This is a genomic window from Candidatus Chryseobacterium colombiense (genome assembly GCA_029203185.1).
In the GTDB taxonomy this organism is placed as follows: domain Bacteria; phylum Bacteroidota; class Bacteroidia; order Flavobacteriales; family Weeksellaceae; genus Chryseobacterium; species Chryseobacterium colombiense.
Window position 1 is genome coordinate 565,766 of record CP119310.1, and the last position, 20,611, is coordinate 586,376.

The 20,611-nt window shown below is 37.0% G+C and carries 14 protein-coding genes, 1 tRNA gene and 1 pseudogene; 9 read left to right on the forward strand and 7 right to left on the reverse strand.

What is annotated here, in order from left to right; genetic code table 11:
- Positions 1 to 66: 66 nt before the first annotated feature.
- Positions 67 to 2,877 (reverse strand): TonB-dependent receptor, encoded by a 2,811-nt coding sequence (locus P0Y62_02335; protein ID WEK70396.1) that lies wholly within the window; start codon positions 2,875 to 2,877, stop codon positions 67 to 69.
- Between the two features lie 375 nt (positions 2,878 to 3,252).
- On the opposite strand from P0Y62_02335, the gene P0Y62_02340 reads away from it, so the two are divergent.
- Positions 3,253 to 5,055, forward strand: a complete 1,803-nt coding sequence (locus P0Y62_02340; GenBank protein ID WEK70397.1) for a hypothetical protein — start codon at positions 3,253 to 3,255, stop codon at positions 5,053 to 5,055.
- Positions 5,056 to 5,094: 39 nt separating this feature from the next.
- Here P0Y62_02340 and P0Y62_02345 read toward each other — a convergent pair whose 3' ends face one another.
- Entirely contained in the window at positions 5,095 to 5,592 is a 498-nt protein-coding gene (locus tag P0Y62_02345; GenBank protein ID WEK70398.1) for a hypothetical protein, read from the reverse strand.
- A gap of 140 nt (positions 5,593 to 5,732) precedes the next feature.
- Between P0Y62_02345 and P0Y62_02350 the strand changes: the two genes are divergently transcribed.
- Positions 5,733 to 5,817: transfer RNA gene (locus P0Y62_02350), tRNA-Ser, on the forward strand.
- Between the two features lie 1,260 nt (positions 5,818 to 7,077).
- On the opposite strand, the gene P0Y62_02355 is transcribed toward P0Y62_02350, so the two are convergent.
- The 5 genes and pseudogenes from P0Y62_02355 to P0Y62_02375 all read right to left on the reverse strand — a co-directional run bounded on the left by P0Y62_02355 (position 7,078) and on the right by P0Y62_02375 (position 11,014).
- Complete coding sequence (locus tag P0Y62_02355; GenBank protein WEK70399.1) at positions 7,078 to 8,646, reverse strand: MBL fold metallo-hydrolase; 1,569 nt, start codon at positions 8,644 to 8,646, stop codon at positions 7,078 to 7,080.
- A 141-nt stretch (positions 8,647 to 8,787) separates the two neighbouring features.
- Positions 8,788 to 9,020: pseudogene (locus P0Y62_02360) on the reverse strand (transposase).
- 153 nt (positions 9,021 to 9,173) lie between these two features.
- Positions 9,174 to 10,079, reverse strand: coding sequence for a helix-turn-helix domain-containing protein (locus P0Y62_02365; GenBank protein ID WEK70400.1), 906 nt, complete (start codon positions 10,077 to 10,079; stop codon positions 9,174 to 9,176).
- Between the two features lie 99 nt (positions 10,080 to 10,178).
- On the reverse strand, positions 10,179 to 10,733 hold the full coding sequence (locus P0Y62_02370; GenBank protein ID WEK70401.1) for a TetR/AcrR family transcriptional regulator: 555 nt from the start codon (positions 10,731 to 10,733) through the stop codon (positions 10,179 to 10,181).
- A 26-nt stretch (positions 10,734 to 10,759) separates the two neighbouring features.
- On the reverse strand, positions 10,760 to 11,014 hold the full coding sequence (locus P0Y62_02375; GenBank protein ID WEK70402.1) for a hypothetical protein: 255 nt from the start codon (positions 11,012 to 11,014) through the stop codon (positions 10,760 to 10,762).
- Between the two features lie 602 nt (positions 11,015 to 11,616).
- Here P0Y62_02375 and P0Y62_02380 point away from each other — a divergent pair.
- The 7 genes from P0Y62_02380 to P0Y62_02410 all read left to right on the forward strand — a co-directional run bounded on the left by P0Y62_02380 (position 11,617) and on the right by P0Y62_02410 (position 20,253).
- Complete coding sequence (locus P0Y62_02380; protein ID WEK70403.1) at positions 11,617 to 12,657, forward strand: efflux RND transporter periplasmic adaptor subunit; 1,041 nt, start codon at positions 11,617 to 11,619, stop codon at positions 12,655 to 12,657.
- An 18-nt stretch (positions 12,658 to 12,675) separates the two neighbouring features.
- Positions 12,676 to 15,813: an efflux RND transporter permease subunit gene (locus P0Y62_02385; GenBank protein ID WEK70404.1), complete on the forward strand. Its 3,138-nt coding sequence runs from the start codon at positions 12,676 to 12,678 to the stop codon at positions 15,811 to 15,813.
- A 98-nt stretch (positions 15,814 to 15,911) separates the two neighbouring features.
- On the forward strand, positions 15,912 to 17,198 hold the full coding sequence (locus P0Y62_02390) for a TolC family protein (GenBank protein WEK70405.1): 1,287 nt from the start codon (positions 15,912 to 15,914) through the stop codon (positions 17,196 to 17,198).
- A gap of 190 nt (positions 17,199 to 17,388) precedes the next feature.
- Positions 17,389 to 18,126 (forward strand): glucose 1-dehydrogenase, encoded by a 738-nt coding sequence (locus P0Y62_02395; GenBank protein ID WEK70406.1) that lies wholly within the window; start codon positions 17,389 to 17,391, stop codon positions 18,124 to 18,126.
- A 311-nt stretch (positions 18,127 to 18,437) separates the two neighbouring features.
- Entirely contained in the window at positions 18,438 to 19,706 is a 1,269-nt protein-coding gene (locus tag P0Y62_02400; GenBank protein ID WEK71768.1) for a glycoside hydrolase family 32 protein, read from the forward strand.
- A 3-nt stretch (positions 19,707 to 19,709) separates the two neighbouring features.
- On the forward strand, positions 19,710 to 19,838 hold the full coding sequence (locus P0Y62_02405) for a hypothetical protein (protein ID WEK70407.1): 129 nt from the start codon (positions 19,710 to 19,712) through the stop codon (positions 19,836 to 19,838).
- Positions 19,839 to 19,854: 16 nt separating this feature from the next.
- Positions 19,855 to 20,253 (forward strand): PfkB family carbohydrate kinase, encoded by a 399-nt coding sequence (locus tag P0Y62_02410; protein ID WEK70408.1) that lies wholly within the window; start codon positions 19,855 to 19,857, stop codon positions 20,251 to 20,253.
- Positions 20,254 to 20,611: the final 358 nt, after the last annotated feature.

The following is a 20,611-nucleotide window of genomic DNA, read 5'->3' on the forward strand; positions in this document are numbered from 1 at the left end:
AGATTCTTCACTCCGCTTCGCTATGTTCAGAATGACAAACTAAGAAGCTGGTTTGGAAATGTTCAATTAAAAATCAAACTTCACTCCAATATTAAACTTCGGTCTGTAATATTCAACCTGCGCGGTTCTGTCCTGAATTCCCTGATAATACCTCAAAGGTTGGTTGGTTAAATTATTGGCTTCAGCAAAAATTCTCAGCTGGCTTGTAATTTTATAAGAAGCATTGGCATCCAGGAAGAATTGATTATCATAATAACGGTCTTCAAAGGAATTTCCACCCAGTTCATCAATATAATGAGAAGCATAATTCATAGAGATTCTGGCTGAAAAACGCTTATTTTCCCAGGAAAGCGATCCGTTGAACATATGAGGTGCTGTTCCGGGAAACCCTACATCAGTTCTTTCAATACCTTCTTCATTGGTGATCCCTTTTGCTTTGGAATGGGTGTAGGTGTAGTTTACATAAAGTCCCAATCCTTTCCAGAATGCTCCGGGAATGAAATCAAGCTGTCTTTGCAGAGCCACTTCAAAACCGTAAAGATCTACGTTGTTACCGTTTCTTTGCTGCGTAAAGAGCCAGTTGTTTTCTCCTGCAGGAATAGGATTGGTTTGCCCTGCAAAATCATTGGCGAAATCGGCTGCTGAATAATTTTTCCTTGAATAGGTATAAATAAAATCCTTTAAATTTTTATAAAATACACCTCCGGAAAGAATACCTACTGATTTGAAATATTTTTCGGCCATGAAATCAAAATTGTAGGCATAAGTAGCTTTCAGATTGGGGTTTCCTGCAGAAACGGCCTCATCTCCTGAAATGACATTAAGATAAGGAACCAATGCATAATAATTAGGTCGTGCTAACGCTGTTGTAAAGGCTCCGCGAAGTACCAGATTCTGAACCGGAACATATTTGAACGATACATTCGGTAGGATATTGGTGTATGTATTGGTGTTGGTAATTTTTCCTGCCAGTTTCTCTTCATCCATTACGTAATTTCCGGTATAATCAATTTTTGTTGTTTCTAAACGGGCTCCTACAATCATTGAAAATTTATCACTGAAATCCTGATCCCAGCGAATATATCCTGCATAAATGTTTTCTTTTGCATTGTAATTGCCAGAAAGAAATTCTTCCGGTTTGGATTCCGAGTTAAATAAATTAGGATTAAATAAATCCAGGCTTCCAAGATAGGAAGTGCTTACAAATGTTCCCGGAACATAATTTCCCGGCTGGAAGTTGTGTCCGTTGAAATAAGTGGTGGGAACATTCAACAGACTTCCCATGTTATTGATTGGTTCGAACGCGAAATAATCGTTTTCTCTTTCTTTGGTTTTTAACCTTAAACGTGCTCCTACACGAAGCCTTCCTTTTTGGTCTTCTATAACAGAAAATGGAAAACGCAGATTGATCTTTGCTCCAAATTCTTTTTCTTGGGTAAAACTGTTTGAATCTGAAAGATCACTCAGTTGGTAGTCTCCAAGATTATCAGGAGAAGTGGGAAGGATCATCGGTTTTCTCGGATCCATTAAATTCGATGAAAAGCTTAGATCTTCATTTTCAAATTCAATAATTCTTTCATGAGGCTTTTTTTCACTCGCTATGGCATAGTTCATTGCCCAGTCCAAATCGATTTTTGATCCTAAAAGATGCTCTCCTCGTAAAGCATAATTTTGAACTTTTTGTCTTTCAAGACGGGTGTTGTCATTGTCGTAATCTCCCGCTTTATCCTGTCTTGTAATGCTTCCTTTCCAGTCTGTAATCTGAGTTTTGTCCGCACTATAAACAGGCTTTATTTTATATCCTAAAGCATAGCGGTTTTCTTTGTCATTCCTGAAATTGTACATTGCAGAAGCGTAGATTTTGTTTTTAGAATTGAATTCGTAATCCATATTCAAATCAAAACTGTGTCTGATACGGTGTTCATTGTAATAACGGATTCCCATTTTACTCACATACGCTGTCTGTGCGACATCTTTGGCAAGACTCCAAGTCGGTTCTATATTGTCTGAACCAAAATTGTTGTTATTATAGGAAAAACTGAATACAGCGCCTAATTTTTTATTCAGAAAACGATCTCCGTAGACTAATCCGGCAGTATAATTTCCTTTTTCACGGATTGGACTATAACCTCCTGTAACTGTTGCTGAAATTCTTTTTCCGTTGGGAGAAGCTCTGGTGATAAGATTTACAGAACCTCCGATCGCATCAGCGTCCATGTCGGGAGTCAGGGTTTTATTCACTTCGATCGTAGAAATCATATCTGAAGGAATCAAATCCATCTGAACATTTCTGTTATCTCCTTCTGCAGAAGGAATTCTGTCACCATTAAGCGTTACGGAGTTTAAATTCGGAGCCAGACCTCTTATGATCAGGTTTCTTGCTTCTCCCTGATCGTTTTGGATCGTAATACCTGGAACACGTTTTAGGGCATCACCTATATTGGCATCAGGAAAGCGCCCGATCTGATCAGATGAAATGACATTGGTGATATTGGCATTGCTTTTTTGCTTATTTAAGGCTCTTGCCTGATTTTTTAGAGTAGTTCCGGCAATAACCACTTCTTCAATAGTTGTTTCTTTTCTTGCAAAAACAATATTTTGTTGTGTATTCTTATCTGACTCCACGGTAACGTTGTATTCACGAGTTCCATATCCAAGATAATCGATTTTCATCGTATAGTTTCCCTTTGGAACATTCAGGAAAAGGAAATTTCCGTGGTCGTCAGAAGTCGTATAGATATTTCCGGGAGTCAGGGAAATTTTTGCTCCGGGAAGAGCAATTTTAGAATCATCGTTAATGTTTCCTGAAACAGTACCCGTTTGTGCATAAAAATAAATAGAGGCACACAGGAAAACGGAGGTAAAAATTTTCTTCACTTTTTAGATTTATATCCGGACAAAATTAAATGCTTGTTTAGAAAAAGGCCTGAAGAGAATTTTAAGGTTATTTTAATATTTTATTATGGTGGATACTTGATTTTTTGTTTAATGTTAAGTTTTTTTTAATTTTCTTGAATATTAAGTTCAATTCTTCCACGGATTGTATTTTAATTAATCATACTCATCCTATTGATCGGGCATTCATAGGGTTTTCATATAAGACTGGCTCACATAAATCAAATGAATATAAAAGAAATTATGCGAAATACTATATTATTTTACGCATAATTAATTTGAAACTGATACTTTTGCAGAAGTGAAATAAGTTGATGGGAATTTAAGGGTAAGACATTATTTTAATCAATATAAAAAATGATCAAAAAACCTTTGCACAATTTCCATATTCCCGTAATGGGATTGGCGTACACAATAGACAGTCCTATTCGTGTGGCGCAGTACGGCATTTCTTCCGTAGTTTCTATAATTGATGATGAGATTATAGAAAAAATGAAAAACTTTTACAGCAAAAAATTCAATCTGAAGTATCCAAGTATTTCAACAAAGATTGACGATTACCGGGCCAAAAGGATTACCGATTATCTGGATATGATGGATGATATCGTCAATGAAAAGTTTGAAGCCTTTAAAGAGGAAATTTCGAAAAATAAAACCGCTTTGAAGAACTTTATGGAAATGCTTCCCGGTGCTTCAGAGCTTAAAAATGGTCTGCAAAGTTTGCTTAATCAAAAGGACGATTTTACTTCTTCTGTTAAAAATTTCATTGAAAGCCATCTTTCACCCGGCAATATTGATGTCAACATCATGACGAAGGTAGATAAGGATAATTTTCATAAAAATGAACAATTACCTGTGATGTATAATGATGCCCATGCTTCATTACGAGGTTTTGCCAACAGTAAACTGTCATCTTCAATGGTACTTTCTGCAGGAATGAATCCCCGTTTGTACAGTTATATTGAAGCATTTGATGATTTTTTTCCTGATGAAAACGGTTTCCTGAAAAAGAAAATTATTCTGAAAGTAAGCGACTTCCGTTCTGCAATGATTCAAGGGAATTTTCTGGCCAAAAAAGGACTTTGGGTTTCTGAATACAGGATAGAATCGGGGTTAAATTGTGGCGGACACGCTTTTGCTACAGAAGGATTGCTGATCGGTCCGATTATGGAGGAATTCAAACAAAGAAGAAACGAACTGATAGAATCTGCTCATGCTTTGATGATAAAGGCACTAGAACAAAAAGGAAAATCTTTGGTTGTTGAGCCTCTGGAAATGAAGATTACCGTTCAGGGTGGAGTAGGAACTTCCGAAGAACATGAGTTTCTTTTGAAAACCTATGAAGTCGACAGTGTCGGTTGGGGATCGCCGTTTTTGTTGGTTCCTGAAGCAACTTCAATGGATGCAGAAACCCGTGAATTATTGGTAAAATCTACAGAAAATGATTTTTATCTGAGCCATCTTTCTCCTTTGGGAGTACCTTTTAATACGGTAAAAGGAAGTTCAAACGAAATTTTTAGACGAAACAGAGAATCCAGACATAAATTTGGAAGTTCTTGTCCGAAAAAACTGTTGGCATTAAATAAAGAATATTCATCGAAAGGAATTTGTACAGCTTCTAAAAAATACCAGGAAATAAAGCTTGGAGAGCTACAACAGGAAAAAGAGCAACTGACAGAAAACCAGTTTCGCAAAAGGAAAGAAGAAATTACGGAAAAGGCTTGCCTTTGTGTAGGTTTGGTAAATTCTGCCTACATAGAACATGATTTAGAAATAAAAGGGGAGAAGCAGGGAGTAGTCGTTTGTCCGGGACCTAATCTTGCTTTTTTTGATAAGCAAGTCTCTCTTTCGGCTATGGTACAACATATTTATGGAAATAACAATGTACTTTCAGTTGGAGAACGTCCCAATATGCTTATCAATGAATTGAAATTATATGTTGACTACCTGAAAAAAGATATCGGTGATTTTACAGAAAAAATCGGCAATTCCCAGATCAAAAAATGGAAAACATTTAAAGAGAACCTTTTTAGTGGAATTGCTTACTATGAGGAGCTTTTTTCAAAGTCGAATTTTTTTAAAGCAGATGTCAATACGATTAAAGAACAATTAAATAACTATAGATCGTTATTAGGGAAAATTGAAATTCCTGAAAATTAAAATAAATAGCCCTTCAATTCATGGTTGAAGGGTTTTCTTTTATAGTTGTTTATTTTCCAGTTCTTTCTGGTTCTGGTATTTGAGCTGAGCCAATTCATAGCTGTAATAGAGAATGTCATCATATTCATATCCATACAGATCTTTATAACGATCTCCTGTATTTTTATCTACAGGATGTAAAAGTGATTCCTGAATAATCTTTTCCTTGTCAATGACTATACTGATTAAATCATCTATAGGATAACTATCACCATAATATGTAAAACTTTCAAGGAGAAAGCTTTGTAATCCCAACTCCCGTATTGTTTCAATAAGCTCTTTCGTTTTTTCCGAAATTGGGTCTGATTGAATACTGATTTCATTCAGATTTTCATAATTTTTTAAATCATCCCCTATATCTTCCATATTGAGATGGTTAAAAGGAATGTCGGTGTAATCATTCCCATCCCATCCTTTCACATGAAAATGTATTTTGCTTTCAGGAAGGGTAAGCTTTCCTTTTACAATGATTCTGCATACAGATTTAAATATTGCCACTCGCTTGATATTCTACGGATTAAAATAAGCTTTTTCTGAAATGAATTCAAAAGTAATATTTTTTCTAAAAATAATTTTGTCAATATTAAAAATAATTCTATATTTGCACCACTGAAAACGACGATAGAATCGGAGTTTATGGAGAGTTGGCAGAGTGGTCGATTGCGGCAGTCTTGAAAACTGTTGACTGTAACAGGTCCGGGGGTTCGAATCCCTCACTCTCCGCTTAGGGAGACGTTAAAAAATTAACGTCTCCTTTTTTTATGTTTTTTATTGGTTGACTTTCAATTGATTATATTGTTTTAAAATAATGCAAAAATGTGTTCGACTTTTTGAATGTTTCTCAATAAAAAAAAATATTTGACACTAGATATTCCTATTATTCATTATTATGTGTTCAATTTTCCTTTAACCATTCAATCTTGTAGCTCAAAATCATCATCTTTTTTGAAGGTTGTAGCTAGCATGTATAAGAAATCTAAGATAACGATGGCTTAATCTTCATTAATATGTATTCTATTTTTTTTTTAGGATTTTTATTGTTCAACTGTTTAAATATACACTTTAATCAGTTGCCCTTTTTCAGGGGTACATTATAGTTCGAACGTTATGACACGTGCCCTTATGAGGCAGATCAAATCACTTATGCGAAATACTGGAGTAATGTAATTGATACCATTAATAAACACACAATGTTACAATCTGAGTATTATAATAAGTCTGCAATTGGTAATATATATTCAGGAGCACCAAGGAATGGAGGTGGAATGGCAGGCGCTTGCCTTTATTTTGACAAATCACATTCTGTAACATGCTCTCTTAGGTGAAAGTTGCGTTATATCCCTGGTCAATCAAAATGGTGTTATCATTAGTGTCCTAATAAATACCTCTATTTTTATTTGGTGAAACTTCCTTTTGTAATTGCTTATCAGTTAGCTTGTAGCAAATTATCTATCCTTGATACCTGAATTTGCCAAGTATCAAGTGATAGTTTTATAAACATTTGTTGTTAATTTTTCATTGCACGTTTTTTGATAATTATTTCTGTTTTCTTAAATGCATTTTATGGTCAATTGAATAATTACCTGCCCCAACAAAAAATAAACAGATGGCAATGATGAAATAAAGCAAGGCAAGTTCTGCCAATCCGGAACCTGCGGCGCTATGCCCGTCTGCTCGGGCTAACCAAAACGGAAATCCAAGGAATGAAGAGCCGTCTCCTTCAAAAGTATTTTACCGGAATGCGATAAAGTGGGTCATCGTAAATATACTGGCAGGATTGGCAGCATACAGCTTCTTCCCAAAGAAACCTTCCATCAAATATTAAACTGTAAAAACTAACCAGTTGTGCGCTTTTTAATAATCGAACTCAGGTTATTAGAGCATTTAGAGTTCGATTTTTGAAGCTAGAATTCTTCTATTCTTATTTAAAGACAACTTATCTATTGAATTGTTAAACCAGCAACTTGAATTATTACGATACTTTTAATTTTGCTGCTTAATATTTAAATTACTGGCTTTGAAAAAATCTGGATTAATAATATGAATGTCCGTTCTGTTTTTCAAAATAATTGGCATATCGTGACCTGGAAATACTATCAATTCGGGCATTTTTGTTTCTAAAGTTCGAATATTATTTCTGTTTTGTGCAGCATTCTCAGGTTGAGTTGGCAGTCTTTCAACATCATTAGATTTAAGCCAGTCATTATGTACAACAGCATCTCCGCTTAGTAAAACAGGCCCTTGATTTAAAGTTACCAAAAGCATTAAATCACTGTCTGTATGTCCCGGTTTTTCTATTAATTGTATCGTTTTGTCACCAAACAAATCGTATGCTTTTCCTAACGAAGAATTACTTTCTTTAAATGAAGAAGCTGGTGTAAACCCTGGAAGACTTCCTTCTTTTGGCTTTGCTTTGCCATTTAATATTAACGTTGCGTTTTTAAATGCGTAGACAGTTCCTATATGATCATCATGAAGATGTGAAATTGCCAAATATTTAATATCTTCAGGCTTTATGCCAAGTTTTTTAATCTGATTAAAGGCCAGCATTTCTAATTTAGATTTACTTTCAAATAAAAAAGGCATCGGAAATCCCAAACCATTTTGACCTTCAAGTGCTACTTTCTCTGATATTCCGGAGTCAAATAAAACATAGCCAAACTTTGGGTGTTTAATTAAATAAATCGGACATGGTCTCCATTTTTTATAAGTAGGACTTAATGCTTTTGTCATTCGGTTAAATCCGGTATTAAATACATACAATTCGATCCCTGAATCCTTAGAAAATGCTTCAATTTTCATCTCTTGATTTTCGCCAATAATAGTAGTTGGCTGATATTTGATTGCAATCGAAATTCCAAAAGAAATAACAATCAATATAATAGCTGTGATTCGTACAATAATAGCATACCAATTATGTTTTGCATCGATTTTTGGTATTTGTTGGTTATTCAAACTTAATATCAAAATACAAATAAGAAGTGCCAATACAGGAGCATGCGGAATATATTGAAACACAATCGTCCATAGAAGCGTTAACGAAACAGGCAATAAGTAAACATACTTTTTCCATTTTGAATGATATTGTTCTTTTAATTTATAGGCAATTACAGTAAATAAAATAAGTAAGATTGCAATTGCCGGAACTTCGATATAATTAAAGAATATTTCACGGGCATAAATAGTTAAATATTCACTTGCCCAATAAATTAAGACATTGGTGCTTAAAGCAATTGATGTAATTAGTATTGCACTATTTTTTAGCCATTGCTGGCGAATAAAACTACTAGTCCAAATTGCGATGAGTAAAGAAAAATAGACTAAAACAAAATAATGCCCATATTTAAAATATTCCTGTGGCATGTTTAAAGTTGACTTTACCGGCTCATCGAGCAATGCATCTTTTGCCAGAAAGTTTGTTAGAAAATTTGATATTGCACAATCCTGACGGCCATTCCAGATTCGGGATTGAATAGGAATTAGAAATAGATTTAAAAGAATTCCCAGAGAGCTTGCTATAATTGTTATTCTTTCATTAATGAATCGTTTCATCTCTTGACACTTTTAATATTAAAATTATCTAGCAAAAAAACAATAATAAAAGAACCCTTTCATTTACATATGTAAAGGAATAATTAGTATTTATTGATATCGTATTCGCGAATATGATAGAATTTTGACCTCTCCCCAAATTTAGGACTGTTCTATAGTAGAAAATTCCGCTGTTTTAACCTGTTTTTCGATAAATATTTCAGGCATTAAATTATCTAAACAGCTATGGGGTCTGATGGTATTGTATTCTTCCCACCAGGCCTCGATTTTTTCCTTTGCATCTTCCAATAAAAGGAATCAGTATGCGTTCAGGCACTCGTCCCGACGCTTCCATTGAATGACTGAATATACGGATTATCTGTCTGTCTTCCGGGGCTGGGGAAAACTAATTCAATCTGATGTTCAAACAATACGTTCAATACCTATGTATAGGTGTTTGTTATAATTCAAAATTCCTTTATTGAGAAATCTCCGTTTGTGATTGTGACACTTTAGGATGTTTTTAATGTAATATGTTGTATAGGGTTTTATTTATTTTTTGCCCTAAACATCTTTGGAGACATTTTCATTTTCTTTTTAAAGAATTTACCAAAAAAAGACTGATCACTGAAGTTAAGCTCTTCTGCAATCTGTGTAATAGAAAGATTAGAACTTAAAAGCAGATCACGAGCCTCAATAATGACTGAATTGGTAATAACGGTACGGGTAGATTCCCCAGAGGCTTCTTTCACGATTCGTGTCAGATAGCTTGGGCTCACAAAAAGCTTCTCGGCGTAAAACTCAACAGTTCTCTCTTTTTTGGAATACTCGGAAAGCAGTATAAGAAACTGATTGATAAGATCCTTCTTCCTTGATGTTTTAGAATCAATCGTTCTGGTTTCATTGTACCGGTATAGTACCATCAACTCAAGGAGCAGCGCATTAAAATAATGATTGATGATGTCTTTCGAGTAATAATTTTCCTGTTCATCCGCCTGGCTAATCTTATTAAGCAGGAATCTTATGGTTTCCCTTTCATTAAGGCCGGGATGTAAGATAGGAGTATTTCTTTCAGAAAAGAAGATGATCTCATTAATATAATGCATATGACGGATATTTTTTTGAACAAAAGAATCGTTGAAGACAATCCCCCTTGCCCTGATGTAAGAACCTTTATAGGCTGGATAAATAATTGAATTTGGAGTGAAAATAACGATATCATCTTTTTTAATGCTTATTTCTTCAAGATTAATCTGTATTTTACCTTCCCCTTCTGTAACCAGCATAATTGCGCCATTGTCTGTTCTGAAAGGATATTTGTAAGAATTTTTGTCCAGGTCATGAGATTCCCGGATGATAAAAAAATCATTGTTGTTTTTTTGATGATCACCATTTTTGTCGATCATTTTAAACAAATCGTGGAGATTATGAAAAACAATATCTTTATGAGTCATAGTTTTAAATATGAACGTTAGTAAAGTTAATAAATAAGCCGCAGGATTATACCATATATTCAAGAATTCATCTTACAGCTTATTTTTCAATTTGATAACTTACTTTAAAAATAAATTTATAATCGTTTCAGTTCGTTGATGATAGAAAGATGATGATAATACAATATCTGATCTTTTCCTAAAAAAGTCAGCAGAGATATGGAAACCTGAAACAATGGAAGCAAGATCGACAAGAAACAAGAAAGGATTATTGTAGGTTGTTCTTCCTTTACTAATTGAAACTGAGATCTCAGGTATCATTTCAGTGAGCGGAAAAAATAATTTTCCCCCAAATTCTGAGCATTCATTCTGGGTAATAATATAAACATCCAGATAAGGATATTTTTTGCTTTTTTCAGTATTGAAATCAATATATCTTTCCATTTTCTCTTTCAGTGAAAGATTCTTGATGTCATTCCAGGTGGGAGCAGGAAATTCGTTGATCACTTCACCAATGATAATGTTAACAAGGTTGGATTTCGTGCGGAAATAATAATGTATTGCTGTTCTATCCATACCCGCGCTTTGTGCGATCTGCTGTGTTGTAGCATAGAACCTGCCTTCTACAAAAAGCACATATTTAGCAATTTCTTTTATTTTTTTTTCAGTACTCAAGATTTTTTTTGTTGTATTATACATTATCAGGATATAATATGCTCAAACCTTACCCTTGAGCTATTTCTTTCCAAAATAGAGAATTCCGTTTCATATAATTCAAATACAGGTTTAAGCTCATTTTCCGAAAATAAAGTTTCAGATGATACACTCAAAAATCTGAAATTGTTGTCGAGATATTCACATTGGCAGTTGGGAATTGTTTCCAGAATATCTTCTCTAAGCCAGAAAGTATCTATAATTTTTTTGAATTTTGTTTCAAAAAGCACATTGTTTTTCATTTCTATTTTTTATCTGTTCAACAATTATGGTAAGGTCTTCGGATGTATTGCTTAAAATTTTTTTACCACTAACAAATATTTTTTTTTTTTTTTTTTTTTTTTCATATTGGTTAATAATGCAAATTTCTACAGTAAAATGTTAATAAAAAAGGTCTGAATTCGATGTAAATTGGTCAAAATCTGAACAAATGATTATCTCTGGAACTTGTCCTTTTATATTGTGAAGTGATTAGGGAACTATTATGTTTAAAGGAGCATCTTAAGCGGAATAGATGCTAAACTCACCACGATTTACAAAAAGGAAGTAACTTTAATGCAATCTTTAGAATGCCTAGGATAGTTTCATGAACTATAAAAAGCGTGTCCGCAAATTTCACAAAATTATAAGAATATACAAAGGTGTTTACATTATGTAAAATTCTTTGTATCAATAAGCTTTGGATTGCTGTTTTATTGTTAAGCTGCTTTTTATCTAGAATAATCGTTTCGTTTTAGACCAATATCAGCCAAAAACAGACCTTTTATCACGTATTTTCTTACCTCAACTTTGCATGGTGAACCAATTTACGATTGAATTCTCTTTAACGGTAAAAATTTATTTTATGATAGTCAAAAAAAAGAAAAGTCTTTTTTTATTAGGAATTCTGCTGTTGCTTTCAGCATGTGGCGGAAAAGAGCAACCCACAGTCAAAGCTGAGCTTATAAGGGTTGCCGTGCAGAAAGTAGAAATGATTTCCCGACCCGAAACTTTCTCTTACAGTGGAAATATTCTGGCCGACAACAGTGTGAGCATTGGTTTTGGGGTTTCCGGACGTGTTACAGCAGTTTATGTTCAGGAAGGACAGTGCGTATCAAAAGGTCAGTTGTTGGCTGCCATAGAAACCAGTACTTATCAGAATGCCCTGGCTGTTGCCGGAGCAGGAATGGATCAGGCTCAGGACAATTTCAACCGCCTCAATCAGCTGTATCTTAAAAAAAGTTTACCGGAAAGAGATTATATCGCTGCAAAAGTAGCGCTGGCACAATCTAAAGCCAATAGAGATATTGCCATGAAAAATCTTAGGGATACAAAGCTATACGCCTCTTTTTCGGGGATCGTTTCTCAAAAGCTTACTGAAGCCGGAGCTATGGCAGCACCTGGAGTCCCTGCATTTACAGTAGTAAAAACCGATAAGATCTATGCAACTGCAGCCATCACGGAAAATGAGATCAGTGCCCTTAAAATAGGAACTCCTGCGGAAGTTTCCATTCCAAGCCTTAACCGTACGATTCATGGAAATATTACCATCATCAATCCTCAAGCGGATGACAACTCCAAAACGTATACCGTAAAGATCCGGCTCGACAATCCGGGAGGGCAGATACTGCCGGGGATGATCACGGATATCAACATCAAAACAGGCAAAAGTAAAGATGCCATTATCCTTCCTGCTCAGGCCATACTTAAAGACCCTGATGGTTCAAGCTATGTATATACTGTGAAATCTGCTAAGAATGGTGCCACTGCCTTTAAAAAGAGAGTAGAAATGCAGAATATGGCGGGTGCAAGCGATGTAATTATCAAAAGCGGACTGACTCCGGATGAGCAGGTCGTTATTTCTGGGCAGACACGTCTTGGAGACGGTACACCTGTTAAGTTTTAATTAAAAAGAAATAAAGAAATGACGAATAAAAAAGTGCATTTTCTGGAAGCTGTGATGAAATACAAGCAGGTAGTGATCGTGATGGTAGTCCTGTTGATGGTAATGGGGATCAACTCTCTTATCAATATGCCCCGAAGCGAAAATCCACGGATCGAGATTCCGACCGCTGCTGTATATGCATTTTATCCGGGAGCCGATGAGCATCAGGTTGAGGAAGAAGTAGCAAAAAAGATAGAACAATATCTCTTCTCCTTTGAAGAGATCAAAAAGAAAAAAGTCAAAGCTGAAGTTAAAGAAGGACAGGTATTTTTCACTGTGGAAATGAATACTGATGTCAAAGACCGTAAGAAATTCTGGCACACGCTTCAGCTTGATATGGATGCGAATCTTCGTCCAAAGCTTCCTGCCGGAGTTGTCGGACCGTTTATCAACAGTAATTTTGCCAATGTGACGGCAATGATCATCTCCGTATCTTCCAAAGAAAGAAGCTACGCCGAGATCGAAAAATATGTTGATAAGCTGGAAGATGGCCTGAAGGTAATCCCTACAGTTTCCAAGATCAACCGATCCGGTGGCCAGAAACAGCAGATCTACATTAAAATCAATGACCAGAAACTACAGCAGTACGGTTTGGGAATTAACACATTGGTCAGTGCCATTCAGCAGCAGAATGTAACCGGATATAATGGAGAATTATCCGGAGGTTCCAATGCCATCATTCCAGTCTTTACCAACAGCCGTTACAAGAATATGTCTGATATTGCCGAGCAGATCGTCTACACTACGCCGGCAGGCAATGTGGTTCGCCTGAAAGATGTCGCCGATCTTGAAAGACGTTTTGAAGAACCTTCTTCATTGGTAAGAGTAGGAGATGAAAAAGCAATGGTACTGACCGTTGATATGCAGCCCGGAAATAATATCGTAGCCTTCGGGAAAGAAGTGGAGAAAAAGATCGAGGACATTCAGAAAAATTTCCCGCCTGACATTCACATGAAAACGATTGTGAATCAGCCGGAAGCGGTAGGAGAAAGTATAAGTCATTTCATGGTGGAGTTCGCCATGGCAATAGGTTCTGTGGTACTTGTTGTAATGTTACTGCTTCCTATACGGGTTGCCGGTGTAGCTTCAGCAGCAGCGCCTATTTCTATCGTTATTACGTTTGGGCTTATGCAGATCGTAGGTCTGGAACTTCATCAGGTAACCCTTGCCGCCTTGATCATCGTCCTTGGAATGGTGGTGGACAATGCCATTGTGGTAGTCGACAACTATATTGAAAAGCTGGATGAAGGAATAACACCATGGACAGCAGCTTGGCAGGCCGCCCAACAGCTGTCACTTCCTATTTTTACGGCGACAATGGCCATTATATTTGCATTTGCTCCATTAGCTTTATTTATGGATGGCATTGCAAAAGATTTTATGTTCTCACTCCCGATTACCGTAGCTATTGCATTGATCACCTCGATGCTGGTCGCTCTGTTCCTTACACCATACACCTGTTATGTATTTATTAAAAAAGGATTAAAGCATAAAGTAAGTGACAGACCTGTGAAGAAGAACATGCTGGACCATCTTCAGACAGCATTTGATAATGGGGTAGGACTGGCTTTCAAATGGCCAAAGACGACAATGTTTATTGGTGTGCTATCAATTGTTAGTGCTCTCTTTATCGCGACTAAAGTTGATCCTGAGTTTTTCCCGCTTACTGAACGGAATCAGTTCAATATGGAAGTCTGGATACCAAACGGAACCTCATTGGATAAAACGGAAGCTAAGGTAAAAGAGCTTGAGAAGATCCTTAAAAAAGACAATCGCGTAGTGGATATCACAAGCTTTGTAGGAATGAGTTCACCACGATTCCATACTTCATATGCGCCGGAATCTCCTAAAAAATATTTTGCACAGGTTTTCATTACCACCATCAGTAATGATGCATCTAATGAAATGGTCAAAGAATATCTGGAAAAGCTTAAAAACTTTATACCTGATGGGTCTATTAAGTTGAAGCAGCTTAGCTTTCAGGAAGGTTCACCTATTGATATCCGTGTGGTAAGTGATAAAGAATCCGATCAGAGAAAGGTAGCACTGGAGATCAAAAAGATCATTGAAAATACACCGGGAACCAATAATGTACGCCTGAGCAGTGAATATGATTACATGGGCGTAAAGCTGAATGTGGATGATGTGAAGGCCAACCGGCTAGGGGTAACGAATCAGGCGATTACCCAAACTCTCGGAGCTGGACTGAAAGGATATTCTGTTTCGACATTATGGGAAGGAGATAAACCAGTCGATATTTTCCTGAGGTATGATTCCATAAGCAGGAAAGATATGAATGCCCTGGAAAATCTTCACATCCAATCTTATTTTGGCAGCAAGATCCCGTTGAAGGAAGTGGCGACTTTACAGCCGGAATGGCATGCAGGAGTCATTTCAAGAAAGAACGGCATTAAGTACGTCAGTGTTTTGGCAGAAGCACAGCTTGGTCCTAAGCCATCAAGAATTCTTAAAGAAGCCCTGCCAAAAATTGAGGCGCTTCCGCTCCCAGCAGGCACAACCATTCAATATGGAGGAGATGCAGAATCAACGGCTGAAAATACTCCGGGGATGATGCTTTCACTTTCTGTGAGCCTTATCCTGATTTTTCTGACACTGTTGTTCCAGTTCAAAAATCTGGGTAAAGCCCTCATTATCTTGTGTACTTTCCTTCTGAGTCTTTTCGGAGCCTTTTTCGGACTTTTCATTACTGGAAACCCACTGGGAATGACAGGCTTCATGGGTATTATCAGCTTGATAGGTATCGTGGTAAGAAACGGAATCATCCTGGTAGATTATGCTGATGAATTGATCCGGGAGCATGGATACAAACACAAAGCAGCGGCCATGGCAGCCGCCAAAAGGAGAATGCGTCCTATATTCCTTACTTCAGCCGCTGCGGCAGTAGGTGTGGTTCCAATGATTCTAGGTAAATCTCCGATGTGGGCACCGTTGGGAAGTGTATTGGCTTTTGGGCTAATCTTCTCCATGATCTTTACACTTTTCATTGTTCCGGTGATGTATTACAAGCTTCTGAAGGATCCCGTGCCTAAAGATGAAACGTCTGAAGATCAAATGGACGATGAGGTTATCTTATATAAACCAAAACCTCATCACTAATAATTGTAATATCAATTTTTTAACTGGTTGCCCTGTATTGATTCCTTGTTAATGAACTCATTTGTTTAATGCTGCAGGGCAACCTTTATGTAAAAAAGATGAAAATAATATACGATACGATATCAAAAATAGTTCTGGTGCTGTTGTTCACCACGGCAATAGATGCTCAGGCCCAGGAACGTGTAGTTTCAGTGGATGAAGTCAAAAATCTGGCATTAGAGAACAATAAAAAGATCAAAAAAGCGCAACAAAATATCGAAGCTGCCAAAGCAGCCAAGACGGCTGCAGAAACAGGTGGAAAGCCTACAGTTGACGGAAGTGTAGGAGGATATTATTTCTCCAAACCACTTTCCAACCTAATACCGGAAGTATTGGGAAGTGCCAATGTGAATGTTACCCAGGTTTTATATGCCGGCGGAAAAGTAGAAACCGGGAAAAAGCTTTCTTCAACAGCAGTAGATCTGCAGATAGCGCAGAAAGACCTTACCAAAGAAGAAGTAAAACTCTCTGCGGAGACTATTTACTGGCAAATTGTAAATGCCAAGGAAAAAATAGCTTTGGCAAAAGAATACATCAAACTTTTGGATCAACTGCATACCACGGTTAAGAATTCCTTTGATGCAGGGCTAACGTATAAAAATGACCTCTTGAAAATAGAAGTTCAGCAGAATGAGGCACAACTCAATCTGAAACGCGCTGAAGATGGCCTTAGCATAGCCAAGTTAAGCCTTGCCCAGATCGCAGGACTTCCTAATTCCAGTTTTGATGTGGAGGATGCTGTTAGCGGCAGTTTTACTGGTGTTCTGGCAGACAGTCAGCTGCAGCCGGCGAACCGACCTGAGCTATCCATTCTTGCGAAAGCAGTAGAAATAAATGAGCTACAGGGAAAACTGCTGGATGGAGATCGCAAGCCGACGGTTGCTCTTTCAGGAATAGGCTTTTCCAGTTTTGGTAAGAATATCAATCCCATCGATATGAAAAATAATATGCAGGGTTTTGTGGGAATGTTGTCGGTGAATGTTCCAATTTATGACTGGGGAGCCAGAAAGGAGAAAGTTAAAGAGCAGCAGTCTAAAACCAATGCGCAAAAGCTTGAATTGGAAGAAACTAAGGAGCTTCTGTTGCTGGAAGTCCAGAATGCAGTGATGCAGCTCAATCAGTCTGCTAAACGTATAGAGCTTACTGAAAGATCTTTTATTCAGGCTAGTGAAAATCTCAGACTGAACCAGGATAGATATGACGCAGGAACGGTGGTAGCAGAAGAAGTATTGAAAGCTCAGGTTCTTTGGCAGGAGGCCAAATCGGAGATTCTTGATGCCAAGGCAGAATATAAGATCAATGGGGCCAAGTATAGAAAAGCATCAGGTATAAATAGTCAATATTAAATGTTTTTAGAAAAGGAAAGAGAGCTTTCCCTTTAAAATCAAATAAAAGACGCGTAGGATAGAAGACTTAATTATTTCGTGTCATCAAGCAAATGATCAATCAATGTACTGTTATGAATTGGTCATTGCAGACACATAATATATTATAGCAAACAATTAATAATGAAGTTTAATAATAAATATATAAAACATGGACAGATTAAAAGGTAAAGTAGCGATTATTACAGGTGCAGCATCAGGAATGGGTGCTGCCCACGCAGTTGCATTTGTTGCAGAGGGTGCAAAAGTTGTACTCACGGATATTAACGAAGAGAAAGGCCTGGAAGTTGCCCAATCTCTGGGAGAGCATAACGTACTATTTGTTAAACATGATGTTTCGAGCCAAGAGGACTGGGTTAAAGTAATCGAAGCCACTGAAACAGCTTTTGGCCCGGTCGATATACTGGTTAATAACGCAGGTATTGATAAGCCCGCCTTATTGGAAGAGATGCCAGAAGCCTTATACCGACAGGTGATAGAAATCAACCAAGTGTCGGTATTTTTAGGCATGAAAGCAGTAATTCCTTCAATGAAAAAAGTATCAAAGGGATCGATAGTGAATATATCGTCGATCGCAGGTTTTGTTGCAGCGCCTTACAGGCTTGCCTATACTGCATCTAAATTTGCAGTTAGAGGAATGACCAAGTCAGCAGCGGTGGAATTGGCGAAGTATAATATCCGGGTTAACTCTGTACATCCGGGACTGATTGATACGCCAATGACCGGCGTGGTACCAAAGGAGCAGTTGTCACAACTTAATATACCTTTGGGGAGAACTGCCGATGCGAAGGAAGTATCGGCTTTGGTAGTTTATCTTGCTTCTGATGAGTCAAGTTATTCTACAGGATCAGAGTTTATAATTGATGGGGGTATTACCGCTCAATTGTAAACTAAGTACACACAGAAAATTTGGAAGATAAAGAGCTTATATGTTCTTTCTTAAGGCAGAATATAAGATCAAAGATAAGTAGATTAAAACATCAGATATAAATAGTGAGTATTAAGTGTTTTCAGAAAAAGAAAGAGATCACAGGTTGTTATATGCAGTCGCTTATTAAAAAATTGGTAACGATATACTAAAATATACCATATGTTTAGTTATACAAATATATTTCAATTAAATAAAAAGTATTTGTTCAAACAATCTTTATAATCTTCAATAACAAAAACTTTGAACACTAAGGCAGATCATTTCACGATATTCACAGCTTTGAGACGACCAATTTTAAAGATTTTACTTATCAAGGGAGACAAATTCTCTACGGAACGGCTTCCGAACCGGATTTTGGTGTTGGAACGGGTAGTCTTGTGAAGGTCGGGAGTACGTATTTTTACTATTACACAGGTCATAATGAGATTGCTTCATTTTTAGCGGGTAATCCGAGGGAAAGCGTGCTTTTGGCTACAAGTACCGATATGAAAAACTGGACGAAAGTGAAGAATTTTAAAATCACTGCTCCGGCTGGCTATTATGATTATGAATTCCGCGATCCGCATGTTTTGTTCAATGCAGAAGATGGGAAATACTGGATGCTGGTTTCTGCACAGACTTCGGCTAAAAAAGCGGTTGTTCTTAAATTTACAACAACCAATCCTGCCAGCGGAAACTGGACGGTGGAAAATCCGATTTACACGACAACTTCTTCAGAAAATTACATTATGCTGGAATGTCCCGACCTTTTCAAAATGGGCAATTACTGGTATCTTGTTTTCTCAGAAAACTGGAGTAACAATACCGGAACACATTACAGAATCGGAACTTCACCAAACGGACCGTGGACTACACCTGCAAATGACCGGTTGGACGGCTCTTATCTCTACGCTGCAAAAACTGTTTCGGACAATGCCAACCGTTATCTGGTAGGTTGGACTGCAAGAAAAGTTCCTGAAAGCAACACTGGTGGAAAAGACTGGGCGGGAAATCTTGTAGCACATCAATTAGTTCAGAATCAGGATGGAACGTTGGCGGTAAAACCTATTTCTACCTTGCAATCTGTATTTGGACAAAGTGCTTCACTTTCTGTAGATAAAATTATAGGAAATGCTTCTCAAAATGGTAACGGTTTTAATTTGTCTGCCAATTCGCAAGTGATGTTTGGGAAACTTCAGAAAGCAAATCAAATAAGCTTTACGTTGAACGCTTATGCTAACGGAAAATCAGGATTGATTCTGGCGCAGGATAATGAAGGAAAAAATGGTTTTAAAATTGCATTCGAACCTTCCTCCAACAGAATAGCAAGTTATGTAATGAACGGCGGAAGTGAGGATTTTGCCAATGCTTATCCTTTGTCCGGAATCTCGGGAACCAACTATAATGTAACGGTTTTCATCAGCAATGATGTTTGTGTGGTCTATGTGAATGACAAGTTGGCGTTCAGCAATCGAGTGTACGATGTTGTTAACAAAAAATGGAGTATTTTTGGTTCTTCGGACAGTTCATTCAGTAATATTAATGTCAAAAATCCTTAATTAATGTTTCTTAATAAAAAAATAAATGCAGTCAGTTTCGGAGAGGTGCTCTTCGATGTGTTTGGAGAAGAAAAGAAAATCGGCGGTGCTCCGCTCAATCTGGCACTCAGAACGGCGTCTTTACCATATTGAACTTCTGGAACAATTAATGAATAAAGCCGATTTCATTAAATTTAATGATGAAGAAATCCTTGAAATTGCCGCTGCGTTAGGTTTTAAATCAGATGATTTGGAAGAAAATATCCGTTTCATTTCAGAAAAAACAAATACAGGTTCTATTTGTGTCACGTTGGGAAAACACGGCTCAATATTACTCTGGAACAACAAGTTTTACAAACACGGTGGCTATCCTGTGAAAGTGGCCGATACGGTTGGAGCAGGGGATTCGTTTCTGGCAAGTTTGATTGCCCGATTGTTGTCAGATAAAAATCCTGAAACGGCACTGGATTTTGCGAGTGCGGTTGGTGCTTTGGTGGCGAGTTATTCGGGAGCCAATCCGAAACTTCGGAATGAAGAGATTGAAGAGTTTATAAAGGAAAGGGTTTGAGAGAATTCTGATAAATCTCTTAAAAAACTTTCTTTCAGCTTGTGGATTTACAAAATTGTTCTATACTAATAAACTTTATCCTGTTGCAAGCTGTACTTAGATTTGCTGGGTTATCTGAGCTGCTTATTACGGGGGGAGTAGCTTTGTCGTAAATAAAACAAAATTCGCAATTATAACAGGAGCAATTTCAGGAGTAGGGCTGCTGTTGCAAAAGACTGGCGGCTAAATAGTTGATAAATTTGCACTATTTAATGCTTTCAAAGAAGGATAATAGTGGGATCAAGTGTTCGACTGGACTCCCTCTATCCCCGCATAAGGGATTAAATTAGTAAATTTAATCCCTTTTCATTTGCAATTA

Coding starts and splice junctions, on each gene's coding strand:
- P0Y62_02385 (WEK70404.1), top strand. CDS start 12,676: ATGACGAATAAAAAAGTGCATTTTCTGGAAGCTGTGATGAAATACAAG.
- P0Y62_02380 (WEK70403.1), top strand. CDS start 11,617: ATGATAGTCAAAAAAAAGAAAAGTCTTTTTTTATTAGGAATTCTGCTG.
- P0Y62_02340 (WEK70397.1), top strand. CDS start 3,253: ATGATCAAAAAACCTTTGCACAATTTCCATATTCCCGTAATGGGATTG.
- P0Y62_02395 (WEK70406.1), top strand. CDS start 17,389: ATGGACAGATTAAAAGGTAAAGTAGCGATTATTACAGGTGCAGCATCA.
- P0Y62_02375 (WEK70402.1), bottom strand. CDS start 11,014: ATGAAAAACAATGTGCTTTTTGAAACAAAATTCAAAAAAATTATAGAT.
- P0Y62_02355 (WEK70399.1), bottom strand. CDS start 8,646: ATGAAACGATTCATTAATGAAAGAATAACAATTATAGCAAGCTCTCTG.
- P0Y62_02405 (WEK70407.1), top strand. CDS start 19,710: ATGTTTCTTAATAAAAAAATAAATGCAGTCAGTTTCGGAGAGGTGCTC.
- P0Y62_02390 (WEK70405.1), top strand. CDS start 15,912: ATGAAAATAATATACGATACGATATCAAAAATAGTTCTGGTGCTGTTG.
- P0Y62_02410 (WEK70408.1), top strand. CDS start 19,855: ATGAATAAAGCCGATTTCATTAAATTTAATGATGAAGAAATCCTTGAA.
- P0Y62_02365 (WEK70400.1), bottom strand. CDS start 10,079: ATGACTCATAAAGATATTGTTTTTCATAATCTCCACGATTTGTTTAAA.